Here is a 17,124-nt window from a genome sequence, read left to right on the forward strand (position 1 = left end):
AGTCGTCTGGTTCGCTGCGTTCTTACACAGAAAATTTTTTTTATTTGATATTTGTTTGTGCAGAAATTGATCACTTCTGCCATCGGTCAATAGCGGGAGTTATTACTGATATAGGTGTTAACTCCCGCTGCAGTATTAGACCGGGATGCCAGTCGCAACGACGCCAGTGCATGGCCAATTTTCTGTGAGATCAAAGTGGAATGAGTGGCTAAGTGTGCACCAACTGATCGATACCTCTGTCTAGTCTGGCCATTGAACCAATCGGACACGGAGTCTATTGATGAAAAACATAATATCTTGGTCGCTGTTCAGCGGCCTTCGTTCTCGTTACGCAATGGGTTTGTGCTGGCTACTGTTTGCAGCTGGGGCGGCAGTGGCCGGTCCATTGCCACCGGCGCATGATTGGGATCGGCACCTCGATCGAGACCATGCGCCGCAACCAGCACTGGTAGCTCGTTTAGAGGGTGTGCAGTCGCACGCCGACTGCGCATTGGCCGACTGGGCTGCATTGCCGGTCGATGAGCTGATTTCAACAGTGCGAGCGGCGAGCAGTGCTTGTTTGAATTCGCTGTTCTCAGCGTCCGGTGACGTGGCCGTGGCCTTGTTTAATGAGAACACCATGTTGGCGGTGGCGCAGGCGTTCACTCAAGATGCCAATCAATACGATGGCTCGGCAGCCGCCGGTGCAAAAGCGCTGGTATTATTTTTGCGCGCTGGCTTTTACGTGCAATTTTATGGCGATGAATTACCCGACTATTCGCCTCAGCTGAGTCAGAAGATCAGTACTGGCATGACCGTATTACTGCGTCATAGTGGTTTTTTTGTGCTCACTGAACGCAATGCAGAATACGTCAGTGAAGTGGTGACGCTGGTCGACAGTGCTGGCATTAACTTACAGCACTTGCCGCAACTGACGGCGCTGTTTGCATCGCTCAACGTGTCCAATGCCGATGGTTATTGGGCGCCGTTGGCGGTGAACAATGTGTTGACGGTGTTCTTTCGTGCGCATTACGCCGATGCCGCCGACGCTTGGTTTGCTGATCACTTAATGGTCATTGAAGATCTGGCAGCGATGGCCAGCCGAGAAGATTTAACCAGCACGGGCTCTGAATACGTGGTTGCCAATGCTGCAGCGGAAACAGCACGCTTTTATCAATACGGCGATGCGTTTAAAGCCGCCATTGATGCGCCACTGAAAGGTCTGTTACAGCGCTACGATTTTCAAGGCGTTGGTGCCAGTATCTGGTTGGCGGCGGCGGATATGATTGATTATTACCTGCCCGGGCAGTGCCAAGAGTTTGGTTTGTGCGGTTTTGTTGACGACATTGATGCTGCGATTTTATCCATTCGCCATCAGTGTCCATCCACTTTCAGTGTGCGTGCACAAAGCCTCACTCCGCAGCAACGCGACTCTGTGTGCGATGATTTGCTGGCTTTGCAACAGCGCTTTCATCGCTTGTTTGGCCAAGCAGACTCACCCGTTGCTGACGATTACAACGATCAGCTTGAGGTGGTGATTTTTGCGTCATCCGATCAGTATCAGCTGTATGGCGGTGTGCTGTTTGATATCAGCACTAATAATGGTGGTATTTATTTAGAAGGTGACCCATCAGATCGCAATAACCAAGCGCGTTTTATTGCCTACGTTGCTGAGTGGCAATCCGAGTTTGAAGTATGGAACTTGATGCACGAAGCGGTGCACTACCTGGATGGGCGGTTTAATATGCAGGGCGATTTTCAGGACACCTTAAGCGCAGATACGGTCTGGTGGACCGAAGGCATTGCAGAGTATGTTTCTAAACTGGACGACAATGCCGACGCCATTGATACCGGAGATAGCAACGCTTGGCCGCTGAGCACCTTGTTCGCGAACAGTTACAACGATACCTCGGCGCGTATTTACGATGGCGGCTATTTAGCGGCACGTTATATGTTTACGCAGCAAAGCGAACAGCTGGACTATTTATTAATGCACAGCCGCTCCGGTGATTACTCTGGCTATCAAGCCTCATTGCAACAGCTGGGGGATTCGCTGGATGTTGATTATTCCAGTTGGCTGCAATGTCTGGTCGCTGGTGGCGACTGCGATCCGGATGGTCCTGATGGCGGTAACGGCGATGTGTTACTACAAGAGTCGGCGATTTCTGCTGATCAGGCCGTTTGGCGCTTTGTCTGGGTTCCTGCTGGTTATGAACGTATTCAGGTGACGACCAGCGGTGGCACGGGCGATGTTGATGTTTTTGTGAAATACGACGGTTGGCCATCGCAGCAAGACTACGATGCGGCTTCGATGTCTGCTGGTAATGAGGAGCGGCTCATACTGGCCGCTCAGGGCGGGGAATATTTGCATCTGTTGTTGTCGCCCAAGGCTGCTGCCAGCAATGTGCGCTTGACCGTATCGGCGTCGCCTGCTGCGATTCAATAGTAGAATGAAGGGATCGGCAGATGTCTCCGAAGGGGTTAATGTCATCTGCTGCGACGATTTAACTGCACTAAACACCAATGGACGCTACGTCCATTGGTGTTTACACGTTTTATTTTGTCTTGCCTGTATTGCATTCAATGTCCGCACACTCATAATGCGTGCTTTAAAAACGGTGCGCGTGCTAAAACTCTGTATCGAGATAGTCACCCGAAGCGGCCTGATCCCCAAGGCGATAGTCACACACCCCCTGTGGGAAAGTATGCTCCAGTTCGGCCTGATAGGGTTTAACGTCCAACGGGTAATACAGCCCGCTACTGATGGCTTGGCTGACGGGGATTAACTGACAAAACAGCGTGGTGGCTCTGGCGTCATCACCAGCGGCCTGGCGACTGCTTTGAAAAAATGGAAAGCGCTGGCTGCAGACACCATCGACTTGCTGGTTCCACTGACCATCCCATACATGTTGGCCACTGGCGATGAGCCCGCCGCGTTCATCCAAACAGCGATCTTCAGCGTAGTCGGGTATGCCCACGCCTGGGTTGCGCAAGCGTGCGTCCAGCCAGCGCTCCATGGCGGCAAACGCATCCCAGCGTGCATCGTAGCCTGGGTCTGATATCCAGATGGTTTGCAAGCGACGGTCCCCTTGGTTGGCGGCCATAATACGGGCGCGTGACGACAGCGCTGCCCAGCTATGGTGAATGTCGAGCTGCAAGTCACGATAGGGTCTGACGTCAATAATGGGAATGTCCAGCGTGCCGATAAACACATTGCCACTGGCATACGCGGCGCGCGCCGCCGTTAGGCTGCCATGGCGCCTCGGGGCCGGCTGCATGGCTTGACCGTTGTGGGTCATGTTCATTTCACCGTAGGGCGAATATCGGCGTAACGAGTCGTCACCAGAGACCAACCACAGGCGTTCTTGCTGCATATCTTGCTGTGGTTTCCAGCTGCCAATTTTGCGATTGAGATCAAAAAACTGCTCAGCGCTGATCAGGTCTTGCTGCCAGGCTTGCAGACCGTATTGCACACCAACATTACTGGACGGTACCGGTGCACGGCCATTGGCGTCAGTGCCGTATACATCGCGATTGTCTTGCCAGTGTGTCCAGAACGTGGCGTCATTTACGGCCGGGGCAAAGCGCGAATAATGGCTGTTAAATTTTGGATTATTTATCAGCGCTGTTGAACCTCTCCAGGCGTAATTGCACTCCGTAGCACCGCGAGGCCTGGGTGGCATTTCTAATCGCAACGCACTGGCAATGGTGTTGAGGTACTCCACCCTGGGCGTCAGTTCCATGTTGTAGGCCAAGCCCTGCACATAACTGCGATGGCGCGCGGATCGCCAGAATGCTTGATCCGTTGCTAAGTGATCAAAAAAGTATTCCATCAGTTCGCAATCCAGCCCATAACTGATTTGTGTCACCATGTCTGGGTAGGCAATGATGGCCACGCCGCCGTCGATCAAACCCGGGCGATTTTGACCCAATAAATACTGCTGCAAGCCGCCGCCAGAGTCGCCAAAACCAATGATAAATTCAGGCGCCGCAAACCGGCTGATAAACTGTTGTTTCACCCTCAGTGCTGTGTCTTCTTGCAAGGTGATGTTGTACAGATTGTCGGTTTCGGTGCCGGTTGAAAACAACACTGCGTAGCCTTTTTCCAGCGCGGGGCGCATATCGCGTAACAATCGATTTAAGCGGGTTTTTCCTTGTTGAAAGCCGATGCCAATGGCGCCTTTAAAGTGGTACACGGCGCGGCCATTCCACTGGCTGAGGTCGGGTTGATCTGGCAGGTCACGCTTGGTCGTGGGCATTAATAGGGCATAAACAAAGCGATTGATGGTGCCGGTTTCAATACGCACTAATAAGTCGCTGTCAGCAGCAGGGCTTGATACTTGCTCAACCGGGGTAAATTGCCTTGGTGTCGCATCGGCACTAGCAAAATAGCGCAATTGCGTTGGCAGGCCACAGTCTTTGCTGTAGCCAATGATGGTGTCGGTCAGCTCGCCGTTCGCTGTCTCAGCAAACACTGGTACACCGTACCCTTGCTCATTGTCGATCCGTGGTTGCCCCAAGCCAGACTCCAGCGTTTGGCAGAGAAATGGATACTGGTTATCGCCGGCAAACAGGGCTGTGTTGGGGCCTACCTCCCCCCAAGGAATAGGAAAGTCATACGTCTCTTGTGGGCGCTGCAATGTACGAGGGTGGGGGCCTTGATAGGCGGGTAAATTGGCTTGCCAATACGCTGGATCCGTAGCCAGTGCTCCAGGCCAATCACTGCGAATATTGAGCGACTCGATTAAATGTTGTTGCAGCCACCAATAGCCCCCCCTGCCATGGCGGTAAAGACGACGATCAAACCACACAACCATTTTGCCACTGTCGTAATCATATGCGTCCCTTTGTGTCAGGCCATTGATACTCCTGCTTGTGAGCCTAGCAGGCGCTGCTGACACTGGCAGCGTGGCCTAAGACAGAGGCAAGCTCAGTAGGGCTCATGTGGCGGTTATTGCTATCATGACATCTGCATAGTCTGAGATGAGGTTGGCGGTGATTGAGCTGTGTTTGTTTCCCATTCCTAATTGTGTGACGTTTCCGGGTACGGTGTTCCCGCTGCATGTTTTTGAGCCGCGTTATCGGCAGATGATCCAGCACTGCCTGGACCAGCAAACGCCCGTTGCCATTTGCCATACCCAAGCGGTATTAAGTGAAGGCAAACCACATGAGTCGCTGCAACAATCGCTGAACTCCAATCAGGCGACGTACCAACCCTACGACGTCGTCAGTGCTGGCCAATGTGAGCTGCTCGAGCGCACCGAGGATGGTCGTTTGTACCTCAATGTTCATATTGACCAGCGCTATCGCATCATCGAGCGCACACAAGCGCTGCCCTATCAAATCTACAGCTGCGAAGCGCTGGCGGACGTCGAAGACAGCGCCGAAGAGCAGCAAGAGAGTCAGCTACTAAAAGAAAAGATCATGCACCGCCTGGCGGCCATCGGACACGATCTGGAGGGCGTGCAGCGCATGTTGAACTCGCCTGAATGGCAACAAAAATCGCCGCAGGCGTTCAGTTTCCAGCTATTTGGCATGGTGCGTTTTGATGCTGACATTCTGCAACATATCCTAGAAATGACCAGTGCGCACGCGCGCTTGAACTATACTTTGCAGCTGTTAAATCAAGCATAAGCGCTTCGACGGCGACGCCAGCCAACCAGCGTTTGTGGTGCCAATGATCACTCATCGAGGGGGATGAAGTATGCTTCATGTATTCGGGCGCTGGTTGTGTTTGCTGATACTGTCACTGGGGCTGCTGGCCTGTGGTGGCGACAGTTCGCGTTACAACTTGGCCGTAGAAACTCTGACGGCAGAGGTCGAACACACCCAATACGGTGACGACGTGACCCTGCAATTCACCCTCAATAGCAAAGGCTTTGACAAGGGCGAGGTGGATGTCCATTTCTTTTTGCTCAGTGCCGATGAACTGCAGCAGGATCACTTAATTGAAGAGGAACTCGCGGAGCTGCATGCGCTGGCGGCGGATCATTTTCCCCTCGATGGCAAGTCGACCCAGCACACCCTGTCGGTGCGTATTCCAGAGGACGTCGCCGGTGGTGACTATCAAATTGTCTCCTATGTTGACCCCAACAACCTCTACAACGAGGACAACGAGAACGACAACTCACCGCACCCTGAGCACTCCCTGGACGAATACCCGCACGCGCCCATTCATGTGGTCGCCGCGCCCGATCATGACCATCAGCTCAGTAACGTCCAGCTGGGCATTAGCCAACTGATTTTGGACAAACCGGGTTTGCAGTTGGCTGAAGGCGAAATTCATCGCGCCGAAATCATCGGTCATATGGACGTTCGCTACCATGGCAGCGTCGAGGGTGTCGTTAAAGTGTTGGGCGAGATCGACATTAACGGGCAATGGCAGCCGGTGCACTTCTGGAGTGTGGACGAAGGCGCTAATCAACACGGCGGCGAGTACCTCGATAGCATGTTGGTCACCTTGCCTCTTAGTGAGCAGGCCAACCATGTCGCCTTTGATATCAACATTGATGATGCGTATATCGATGCCTTGTATCAAAATTACGATGCCATACAGAACAATGAAGTGACCATTCGCCTGACTCTGGAAGACGCCACTGGCGTGAACCAGGCAGAACATTCTGACGAAAACAACAGCGTGGTCTTTAGCGTGCCGCTGTACTTTTTTGAAGGTGAGGCCGATGCGCAGCCGGCCAGTGTGGCTGATGCGGAGTCTGCATTTAAACAACTGCCCGGGCAACAACTGCTGCAGCCACAAGTGGCCAACATCAATTACGCTCAGGATTTTAATGCCAGCTACGGCAATCAAAGCAAATTTGCGGTGGGTGTGGACCTTCATGGTCAGCTGTTATTAGTACCCGTGGTGATTCCTGGAGCGCGTATTGTGGGTGAAGGCGACGTTTTTGCTTATTTCTTTAACGCGCGCAATACGCTGTTTGGCATCAGCTTCGATGGCAGCGCCTACAGCAATGGCCAAAATACCGGCTACAGCACCGAAATGGTGATCTTCAATAACACGGTATTTGAAGACGAAAATTACACCGCAAAATACGAAAAAAGCTGGGACCGTAGTTGGGAAGAGGAAAAAGTGCTGGCTCAGGCACGCTTTTTTGTCGGCCCCATTCCAATGCAGGTAGAAGCGGGTGTATCTGGCAACTTAGGTTTTGAGCTGGCGGTGGGTTACAACGCTGAACTCTACGGTGGCGGTGATTTATTTCATGTCGACTTTGGTGCGTTCGGACGCGGAGGCATCAGTCTGTTGATTGCCAGTGGCGGCGTGCAAGCGGTGTTCAACCTGATTGACAATACCTTCTCGTTGGATTCCACCGCGGGCTTTGCGTTGGCTTCGTCTGAGCAGGCATCGCCGCATATTTATTATTCCACCGAGCTGGCTGATGATATTGACGCGGTGTCTGGTCAGTTTGGTCTGTATGCCGATGTGAAAGGTATTAAATGGTGTAAAAAACTCTTTATTCCATACCCCTGTGGCAGTAAAACCACACGCTACGACTTATGGTTGTATCAGACACCCAGTGTCATCAACAAAACCTGGACGCTGCTGGAAAAAGAGGGACAAGTCGATATATGAACGCCATCACGGCTGGCCTGGCGGTTGTCTGGCTGGCCCTGACATCATTACAAGCGCGCGGCTCGTCTGACTGCCAGCCGCAATACGATTTGCAGGTGGATACCCGCACCCGCACGACCTTAACCTCGCCTTTGCCAAACGCGGTAAAAATGACCGCTCGGTTGTCTCTTAAACCGGTAGAGCACCATGAGCAAACGGGCTGGTGGGCGCTGAAAGCGGATGAGCTCACCCTGCGCAGTCAAGGGCAGCAGGCCGTTGATACCGATTACGAACATGCCTTTGCCTTTCGGGTGGATGGCGATGGCCAGATTCGCCAGTTTTGGTTTGCCAAAGGCACGCCGGAGACGGCGAAGGATAAATTACAAAGTCTGGCTTACTACTTTCAATACCGTGATGAACGCGCGACGTCCGTTCAGCAAGAGCAAGACATGCTCGGCAATTACGATGCTCGCTATCAGTGGCGTGCTCCGACATTGCTGCTGGAAAAAGACCGTTATCAGCTACATGCCAGCAGTGCTGGCAATGCATTTAAAGCACTAGAGATATTGCAATCGCAACATGCCGTCACGCCTACGTCTTGCTGGTTTTCCTTGCGCCAGGGAGAAGAAGGGCTGCAGTTTATTGGTCACAGCGAGGAGCTAAATTTCACCAGTCGTCAGCGCTATCAACTGACGATGGCTGAACAATACTCGCCAACGGCACTGTCACAAATGCCAGTCAAGCTGGCCGACTGGCCGGCAGTATCCAAGCCAGAGCAAATACTGACGTTGGAGCAGCAACGCGCAAAGCTGGTCTCTTGGCTAGACACAGACAAACTGCTGGCGCTGGATGGTTTTAGCCTGGCCAATGAACTGCGCCAGTTGGATGCGGCTTTGTTAGAGCTGCCTGCACTCATCGCCGAGGGTCAGTTAAGCGATGAGGCAATGATGCGTTTGTTTAATGCACTGGGTCAGGTCGATACCGATCATAGTCAATACGTGTTGATGCAGTTTTTATTGAATGGCGATAGCAGTGAGACTCAATTTCGCGCCTTGCGTGCGCTGGCCAATGGTGAGCAACCGCTGGGTGATAGCGCCTATTGGGCGATTAAATCGGTGATGGATGATGCCGCCTTGCTGGCCGATGATGCCATGCGTGGCAGCTTCTATATGACCTTGGGCATTATGCTGGCTGAGCGTCGTGGCAATGAAAACAGCGAGCTATTGCATCAGGATTTAGCGACGGCGTTGCAGCAAGCGGAGGACGAAACCAATCAATCCAATTTGATTACTGCTCTGGGCAACAGCGCAGACGATCGCCATACGGCACAGATTAAACGCTACCGCGATCATGCCTCTGCGCGTTTGCAGCGGGCCTCTGCGCGGGCATTTGGTGGCATTGCTAGTCAGCAGGCTTATGGCCAATTGCAGGCCATGCTGGCGACTTCCGAGCTGCGCCAGGCGCCGGTCACCAGAGCGGTGATCAAATCCTTGGCCAACTTTGAGTTAGAGTCTGCGACGTTAAATCAGGTGTATGGTTTTGCTCGTGATGCAAAAGAAGACTCGGTGCGCTACCAGGCGATTAAAACCATCGGTCAACAACACGCGCCGCAAATGCAGTCACAGCTGCGTGAGTTACTGCCGCAAGAGTCTTCGCGGCGTAACTTTCGCGCCATTGTACAGGCCTTGCACGCGGACAATTAACATCACCTTACGTGAAGCAGCGGTTTATTGCGCGGCGTTAAAAACAGTGCCCAGTTGGTTATTGAGCTCAGCTGGTAGCGCCTGATCGGCCGCGCTGTAGTCACATACGCCGGTGGCAAATATGCGCTCCAGTTCGTTTTGATACGGCGTCATGTCCAATGGTTGGTACATGCCACGCTCCAATGCTTCACTCACCGTCATGCGCTGGCATTGAAAAATCGTGCCGCCGATATTTTCACCCGCGACTTGTCGAGAGCCTTGATGAAATGGCATCAGTGCATGACAGGCTCCCTCGCTTTGGCCATTCCACCGTCCATTCCAAACGCCGTCGCCGATATGCAGCGTATCGCCGTGTTCATCCAAACAGCGGTCTTGCGCTAGCGGGGGCCTGGCGGTTGCCCAGTCGCCGGTGATTTTGTGGCGGCTAAGCCACTCATCCATCACCGCCACCGCGTCCCACATGGGATTGTAGGGTTTAGTACTGATCCAGATCGGCTGCATCAGACTGGGAGTGCCAGCATCGAGCAGCCGCTGGCGGGTAGAGGCGGCGGCCCAAGTGTGGTGAATGTTCAATTCATGGTCCAAATACATGCGCACATCCATCACCGGAATGTGCATATGGCCGACAAAGACATTGCCAGATTGATACGCTGCTTTTGCGGCGGACAAATCTCCCTGATAGCGCGGCGCCAGCGCTTTCGCTTCACCTCGATGACTCATATTGTGCTCGCCATAGGGGCTGAACCGATACAAACGGGAGTCGCCACTAATGTGCCAAAACCTAGCATTGTCCATATCTTTGGCCGGCAGCCAGCTACCAATGCGCGCATTTAATTCAAGAAATTGCGGAATACTGATATCGCCATGGCTCACGGCATTTAAACCATACTGTACGCCCTCGTTGCTCCAGACCGACGGCGAGCGCCCGTCTTGGTCGGTGCCGTAGACATTGCGATTATCTTGCCAGTGTGTCCAATGGGTTTGTGCCTGGACCTCGCGCGAGAAGCGATAATAGTCGCTGTGAAAACGTGGGTTATTAACCAATGGCACCGAGCCGCGCCAGCCTTTGCTGCATTCGGAAGCCGGCGGCGTGACGGGTGGCCATTGGCCACGCAGCAGATAAGCGGCATCGGTCAGCCAAGACAGGCGAGGGCGATAATCATCGCTGACGGTTAGCCCCATCACGGCTTGGCGTTTTTCTGGCTGGCGCCAGAACGACGGATCGCTGGCCAAATGATCGAAATAATACTCCAGTATTTCACAGTCCAATGTGTATTGGATTTGCGTCACCATGTCGGGATAAGCGATCAGAGCGACACCGCCATCAATAATGCCCGGCTGGTTTTGCGCGTACAAAAATTGTTGTAGCCCACCGCCAGAACCGCCTAGGCCGATGACAAACTCTGGCTTCGCAAAACGCGCCGAAAACTGTCGTTTCACTCTAAGCGCCGTGTCTTCTTGTAGGCGAATGTTGTATGTGTTGTCGGTCTCGGTGGCGGTGGAATAAATAATGGCGTAACCCTGGCGCAAAGCGGTGCGCATGTCGCGCATCACACGGCGAATGTCCGTGCGGCCTTGCTGAAAGCCAATGCTGATACCGCCGCGAAAATAATAAATCGCTTTGCCATTCCAGCGCGATAAATCAGGCTGTAATAACCGGTCCTGATGAGTGGTTGGCATTAGCAGTACGTAAATATGACGGTGAATGGTGCCACTTTCCGCACGCACAATGAGCTCTGCGTTTTGCGGTACATCGTCGATGCGCTGATCGGTACGTTTGGGTAACGCCCGCAAGGCGCTGTTGGGAGGGTCGTATAAATAGTGATTACGGGTGGGTAATAAACAATCTTTACTGTAGCCAATGATTAAATCGGAGCGTTTGCCTTGGCTGTTTTCGGCAAATACCGGCACGCCCCAGCCTTGTTGATTGTCGATTAATGGTTGCCCGAGTTTTGACTCCTCACTTTGGCATGCAAAGGGGTATTGCAGTGGTCCTGAAAACAACGGCTCAACTGGGCCGATGGCACCAAACTCAATGGGGTATGAATACGGGTCGTCCGGTCGGGCAGCGGTGGCTGGGTGTGGCCCACTGTATGGCGGAAGATTGAACAGCTGACTGCCCGGCGGCGTCCCTGCGACTTGCGGGTAGCCGCGGTCCAGACCGATTTGTTGCCGTAGATCGAGATAATACTGATAACCAAAGCCACTGCCTGCGGCGAGAGCAAGGAGCAGCAGCAATACCAGCTTACGGCGCATAGCCCACCTCCTGAATCGAGTTGTGACTTCAGTTTAGTGCTGGTCAACGCCAGTGGTGTGACGACATTCTGACGGCGAGTGAACGCTCACGGGGCAGGGGCCATAAAATGGCCTCTGCCGCTGCGAACGCCAGGCAATTATTTACACTATTTTGGGGCCTACCCAGACTTGTTGCGTATTTACGAATTCCAAGATGCCATGCGGGCCCAGTTCTCTGCCAATACCCGAGCGCTTAATGCCACCGCTGGGCAAGCGCGGGTCGGTTTTGACAATGCCATTGATGGCCACTTGCCCCGTTTCCAGCTGGTGCGCCATCGCTTCGCCACGCTCGGCGGTGGTCCAGATGGCAGCCGCTAGGCCATATTGACTGTCGTTAGCCAGTGCCAACGCATGTTCTGCATTGTCGGCTTTTAAGACCACCGCCACTGGCCCGAAGGTTTCTTCCTGGCACACTGGCATGTCATTGCTGACGTCGGTTAATAAAGTGACGGGATAAAAAAAGCCATCGCGAGGCAGTGGCTCGCCACCCAGTAGACAGCGTGCTCCGGCGGCAATACTGCGATCCACTTGCTGGGTTAAATGATCGCGTAAATCCGATCGAGCGATGGGGCCGATGCGGTTGCTCGGCTCCCGAGGATCTCCCAGCGTGAGTTGCTCGAGTTCGGTTTGAAGACGCTCGACCACGGCATCATACACATCCGCTTCGGCGATGATGCGTTTGGCGGCAATGCAGGACTGACCGGCGTTAATAATGCGCGATAATGCAATGGTGGGAATGGCGTCGTCCAAGTTGGCATCATTGAGCACGATGGCAGGGTCTGAACCACCGAGTTCCAGCACGAAGGGTTTTATTTCGCTGGCGGCAATGGCGGCTACCGTGGCACCGGCGGTGCTAGAGCCGGTAAACGACACGGCCACGACATCTGGGTGGCGAATGGCGCTGGCGACGTCTTCGGTATTCAGCGGTAAATTTAAAAAAATGTTGGCCGGTGCCCCTGCTTTATAAAACACCTCTTGCAGTGCCTCACCGCAGCCAGGCACATGCGGGTCTGGTTTCATCAGGCAAGTGTTGCCAGCCATTAATGCCGGCGCACTAAATCGCAAAGCCAACCAAAACGGCGCATTCCAGGGTAATATTCCCAACACCGGCCCGAGCGGTAAATGTTGCACGTAGCTGCGGCTGGCATCGGATGGCAACGGCTGCAGCCTTAGATACTGTTCTGCGTGCTCGGCATAATGCTCAGCACACCAGGCGGCTTTTTCCACTTCGGCCAAGGCTTCGTTAATGGGTTTGCCCATTTCGTCGGTCATCAGCAATGCGTACTTTTTTTGGTCGGCGCGCAGTTCTGCCGCTACGGCGGTTAATACCTGGGCCCGTTCATTAAAGCTGGTGCGGCGCCAGGAGGCGTAGGCTTCTTTGCTGCAGGCAATGCGATCATTCAATTCCTGCCCGGTGAGGGCTGCAAACTGATGCAGAGGTTGGCCAGTGGTTGGGCTTATCACGGTCAGCATGGAATGCTCCTTTAAACTGGGTGAGAGTGGTCCTTTGCAGCGCTGTCATTAGTGGTAGGTGGTTCGGCGGCTGATTGACTGGTTTCTGATTTGCTGGCGCTCGACGGATTCTTGCTGGCCGTCGTTTTGCTGTTTTCCTTTTTCGGATTGCCAATGTGTGACACTCGCTCATCCACATTGGGGGCAGCTCCTTGGCTGGCTTTCACCACAAAATCTTGCTCGACGTCCGCAAAAAAAGAATCACAGCCTTGCTCGGTGATGTAAAAGGTGTCGGAAATACCACAAGTTTTATCGCCTTCAACCCCCCACATCCAAGGAATAATATGAAAGGTCATGCCGGGTTTTAACACGGTGGAATCACCTTGTTTAAGGCTGACGATATAGCCTTCATCCCAGCTCGGTGGAAACGCAATGCCGATGGAATAACCCGAGCGAGTAATTAACTGCGCACCGACGTCGTTATCGACGATAATGGTGCGCACCAGATTGTCAGCATCGGAAACGGTCATGCCGGGCCGCAGCTCCTCGCGAGCCCTGCGTAGGGCATATTTCATCGTTTCTTGGGCTTTAAACATGGCGTCGGATAATTCACCGCATACCACGGTGCGCATCATTGCCGTGTGGTAGCGCCGATAGCAGCCGCCCACCTCTAAAAACACATGCTCACCGGCTTGCACTTGGCGACCTTCCCAGGTGGCGTGGCCAATCATGGTGCGCGGCCCTGAGGTCACGTATGGCATAACCGCAGGCGGCTCGCCCCCAGCGTTAAACATGGCTTGGCTGATGGCGGCGCCAATTTCATTTTCACTCACCCCTGGGGACGTCGCGTTTATGCCCGCCAACATGCCTGCTTTGGTAGCCACGGCGGCTTTACGCATGGCCTGCAGTTCAACGTCCGACTTCATCGCCCGGCCTTGTTCAACAATGCCAAAGCAGTCCATTAGGCGACCATCGGTAAAGGTGGTGTGAATCTGGTCCTGATGATAAGCCGGCAAAAAATAGCTGTTACGTTCATAACCGAGGTTTTTGCCTTGCAAACCAAACTCACGTAATGCACCCACCAACATTTGCACGGCATCACCGGTATCTGGGTAGGGGCGGGTGATTTCCACCCAGGTGCGGGCATGAATATTCGATTCTTCCAGTTTGCGGGTGATCATAAACGGCTCGTCATCGAGCGGTACCACCAATGCCTGAAAGAAGGAATAACCCGTAGTCTGATAATCGGTTAAATACATCAGATTTTCTGGGTCAGAAATAATCACCGCATCCAATAGCCGCTCTTGCATCCGTTCGCGCAGCTCGGCTATGCGGCGCTGGTACTCGCTGAAAGGGAAGGTCATATCGTCGCGTTCGCGCATACTTAACCCTCCTCAATGGCGCTGTTGATGGCATCCGCCAAAATGTCCAGGCCGCGTTGCAGCGTATCGGCTTCGATGGTAAGCGGCGGTATTAATTTCACCACCCGTCCACCCACACCGCACGGCCCAATCAATAAACCACGCTCAAAACACAGTGTCTGCACGCGCTTGGCCAAGGCGCCATCCATTAAGTCGATGGCCTGCATCATGCCTTTCCCGCGTACGGCAAAACCGTGTTGCGGATGACGCGCGGCGATCTCCTGTAAATAAGTAGAAACTTGCTGGCCATAGCGCCGCGTTTGCGCCATTAGCTCGTCATTGTCGAAATAACTCAGCGCCACTTTACCGGCCACAAACGACAAATTTTGGCCGCGAAAGGTGCCGGTGTGCTCACCTGGGTTCCAGTGTTTGTCATGCTCGGGTTTGATCAGGTTAAGCGCCATCGGCGTGCCAAAACCACCGATGCCTTTTGCCAGACAAACGATGTCTGGATCTAGGCCCATGTCATCAAAACTGAAGTACGAGCCGGTGCGTCCGCAGCCGGCTTGAATATCATCAATAATTAATAGTGCGCCGGTATCACGTGCCAGTTGTTGTAGCTCTAGCAGCCACGACTGGCTGGCGACGTTGACCCCACCTTCCGCCTGGATCGCTTCCACCAAAAAAGCCGCCGGTGGCTCGAAGCCGCTTGAGCTGTTTTCAAAGCCTTGGCGCAGCGTATTTAAACAGCCCATGCCACAGCCCTGGGTGTTCTCGAACGGCGCGTGTTGCACATGAGTGAGGGGGACACCAGCGGCGCCGCGAAAATACTGATTGGCGGTGCACGCCAGGGCACCGAGCGTCATGCCGTGAAACCCTTGTGAAAAAGCGACAATATTGTGTCGGCCAGTCACGCGGCGGGCGATTTTCAGAGCCGCTTCAACGGCGTTGGTTCCGGTCGGGCCCATAAACTGTAATTTATGTTGCATTGCCCGTGGTTTGAGGATCAGCTCGACAAAACTTTGGATAAATTCGCGTTTGGCCGTGGTGTACATATCCAGGCTGTGCGCCACGCCATCCGCTTCAATGTAGCGAATGATGGCCTCTTTCATGCGAGGATTGTTGTGGCCGAAATTCAGCACTCCAGCGCCAGCAAAAAAATCGATGTATTGCTTGCCGCTCTCATCGGTTTGCACCGCGTTTTGTGCGCTTTTAAACACCGTCGGATAGACCCGGCAATAACCGCGAATATCCGATTCCCATTGTTCAAAAACGTGCATAGTCACCCCCTGTTGCAGTGGTCGACGACCCAGGTATTGGGCCGGTGATGTGTCCCGACTGCACGAGTCAGTGAGCAATGCATGTGCGTGCTGTGACTTCCAGGCTGGCTTCGCGGCTGCATGGCGAAACCCATCCCCAAGGTAGTTGGGTCGGCGCTGCGCTGCAACAGACCGAATGGGCCCCGATTTTTATTCAGGTAATGATTTGTAATGACAACAAGCCCGCCAACGGACGTCAGCGGACACAAAAATTGGCGGAATTGTTAGTCGCAGGCAGGTAAGGGCGCGCGGCAGAAACGGGCAAAGCAGCGTACCACCGGCGCAATTAAACGATCATTAAATTGGTAATGAGGGCTATGGCAGGGGTGTTGAAATGCTTGTTGGTCATGCATGCCAATCAGAGCAAACGCGCCCGGTGTGTGTTTCAGGTAATAGCTGAAATCCTCCGATGCCATAATGGGCACCGCCAGCTCATTGCAATGCCAGTCCGGGCCTAACTCCAGCGCCAGAGCTTGGCGAAATTCATTGGCCGCTTCAGCGTGGTTGATGGTGGCGTCGTAGCGGGCTTCGCACACGACCTCGGCGGTGACGCCATATGCACGTGCGGTGTCTTCGCTGATTTGGCGGATGGCCTCATTGATTCGTGTGCGCAGCGATGGGTCGGACAGGCGAATGCTGCCGCTCAGTTTGGCTTGTTGCGGTATGACGGTGCTGGCACTGGGCGCCTCAATGGAAGATACATTGACCACTGCTGCAGCTTGCGGCGGCAGCTGGCGGGAGATGATCTGCTGCAAATTGAGCGTGATCGCAGCGGCAGCGACTACCGGGTCTTTGCACAGTTCGGGCTGGCTGGCATGGCCGCCCTTGCCATGTACTGTGATGAAAAAGGTGCCATTGCCGGACATCACCGCACCGTCTGGGCACACCGCTTGGCCAAATGGCATGGCTGGCCAGTTGTGCCAGCCAAAAATAACGTCCAAACCGTCCAATGCGCCGTGCTCAATCATCGATTCTGCGCCATGGCCGCCTTCTTCTGCCGGTTGGAACAAAAAGCTGACCGGCCCGGGCAGCTCCGCCTCATGCTGTTTTAACCAAGCTGCAGCTGCCCACAGCGTGGCAGTGTGACCGTCGTGGCCACAAGCGTGCATTTTGCCGTCGTGCTGGGATTTGTAAGATAAATCGCAGGCTTCTTGAATGGGCAGGGCATCGATGTCGCCGCGCAGCCCAACGTGACGCCCAGGCCTGTCACTGGCGAGGGTGGCCACCGTGCCAAATCGGCCGCACTCGCGCCAAGCGATGTGCAGTTGGTCGAGGCGTTCACGGATATGCCGGGTGGTTTGCTCTTCCTGCCAAGTCAGCTCGGGTGACTGATGCAATTGATGACGAAATTCAATGGCTTGCTCGATGATGCGAGCCCACTGCGGGTTGCTCATAACTACCTCCATGCTGTGTCTTCAGTGTAACGACATAGCTTGGAAGATGCATGA

The 17,124-nt window shown here is 53.9% G+C and carries 10 protein-coding genes; 4 read left to right on the forward strand and 6 right to left on the reverse strand.

Features of this window, described 5'->3' with window-relative positions; translation table 11 throughout:
* Nucleotides 1-280 precede the first annotated feature (280 nt).
* Nucleotides 281-2,425 carry a M9 family metallopeptidase gene (locus tag CHH28_RS12990; RefSeq protein WP_094060713.1) on the forward strand — a complete coding sequence of 715 codons (2,145 nt, stop codon included), beginning with the start codon at nucleotides 281-283 and terminating at the stop codon, nucleotides 2,423-2,425.
* Nucleotides 2,426-2,606: 181 nt separating this feature from the next.
* Here CHH28_RS12990 and CHH28_RS12995 read toward each other — a convergent pair whose 3' ends face one another.
* Entirely contained in the window at nucleotides 2,607-4,796 is a 2,190-nt protein-coding gene (locus CHH28_RS12995) for a DUF6351 family protein (RefSeq protein WP_094060714.1), read from the reverse strand.
* 178 nt (nucleotides 4,797-4,974) lie between these two features.
* Here CHH28_RS12995 and CHH28_RS13000 point away from each other — a divergent pair, with 178 nt between their 5' ends.
* The 3 genes from CHH28_RS13000 to CHH28_RS13010 all read left to right on the forward strand — a co-directional run bounded on the left by CHH28_RS13000 (nucleotide 4,975) and on the right by CHH28_RS13010 (nucleotide 9,249).
* On the forward strand, nucleotides 4,975-5,613 hold the full coding sequence (locus tag CHH28_RS13000; protein ID WP_094062082.1) for an LON peptidase substrate-binding domain-containing protein: 639 nt from the start codon (nucleotides 4,975-4,977) through the stop codon (nucleotides 5,611-5,613).
* A gap of 70 nt (nucleotides 5,614-5,683) precedes the next feature.
* Nucleotides 5,684-7,567, forward strand: a complete 1,884-nt coding sequence (locus CHH28_RS13005; RefSeq protein ID WP_094060715.1) for a hypothetical protein — start codon at nucleotides 5,684-5,686, stop codon at nucleotides 7,565-7,567.
* Nucleotides 7,564-9,249 (forward strand): HEAT repeat domain-containing protein, encoded by a 1,686-nt coding sequence (locus tag CHH28_RS13010; protein ID WP_094060716.1) that lies wholly within the window; start codon nucleotides 7,564-7,566, stop codon nucleotides 9,247-9,249. Before CHH28_RS13005 ends, CHH28_RS13010 begins: the two co-directional genes overlap by 4 nt.
* Before the next feature lie 24 nt (nucleotides 9,250-9,273).
* On the opposite strand, the gene CHH28_RS13015 is transcribed toward CHH28_RS13010, so the two are convergent.
* The 5 genes from CHH28_RS13015 to doeB2 all read right to left on the reverse strand — a co-directional run bounded on the left by CHH28_RS13015 (nucleotide 9,274) and on the right by doeB2 (nucleotide 17,070).
* Nucleotides 9,274-11,505, reverse strand: coding sequence for a DUF6351 family protein (locus tag CHH28_RS13015; RefSeq protein ID WP_094060717.1), 2,232 nt, complete (start codon nucleotides 11,503-11,505; stop codon nucleotides 9,274-9,276).
* A 141-nt stretch (nucleotides 11,506-11,646) separates the two neighbouring features.
* The gene (locus CHH28_RS13020; protein WP_094060718.1) at nucleotides 11,647-13,017 is read right to left on the reverse strand and encodes an NAD-dependent succinate-semialdehyde dehydrogenase; all 1,371 of its coding nucleotides are present in this window, start codon (nucleotides 13,015-13,017) and stop codon (nucleotides 11,647-11,649) included.
* An 11-nt stretch (nucleotides 13,018-13,028) separates the two neighbouring features.
* Complete coding sequence (gene doeA / locus CHH28_RS13025) at nucleotides 13,029-14,378, reverse strand: ectoine hydrolase (RefSeq protein WP_094060719.1); 1,350 nt, start codon at nucleotides 14,376-14,378, stop codon at nucleotides 13,029-13,031.
* A 2-nt stretch (nucleotides 14,379-14,380) separates the two neighbouring features.
* Nucleotides 14,381-15,637, reverse strand: coding sequence for an aspartate aminotransferase family protein (locus CHH28_RS13030; RefSeq protein ID WP_094060720.1), 1,257 nt, complete (start codon nucleotides 15,635-15,637; stop codon nucleotides 14,381-14,383).
* 263 nt (nucleotides 15,638-15,900) lie between these two features.
* Nucleotides 15,901-17,070 (reverse strand): N(2)-acetyl-L-2,4-diaminobutanoate deacetylase DoeB2, encoded by a 1,170-nt coding sequence (gene doeB2, locus CHH28_RS13040; RefSeq protein ID WP_094060722.1) that lies wholly within the window; start codon nucleotides 17,068-17,070, stop codon nucleotides 15,901-15,903.
* Nucleotides 17,071-17,124: the final 54 nt, after the last annotated feature.

The sequence above is a fragment of the Bacterioplanes sanyensis genome, from assembly GCF_002237535.1.
GTDB classification, from domain to species: Bacteria; Pseudomonadota; Gammaproteobacteria; order Pseudomonadales; family Oceanobacteraceae; genus Bacterioplanes; species Bacterioplanes sanyensis_A.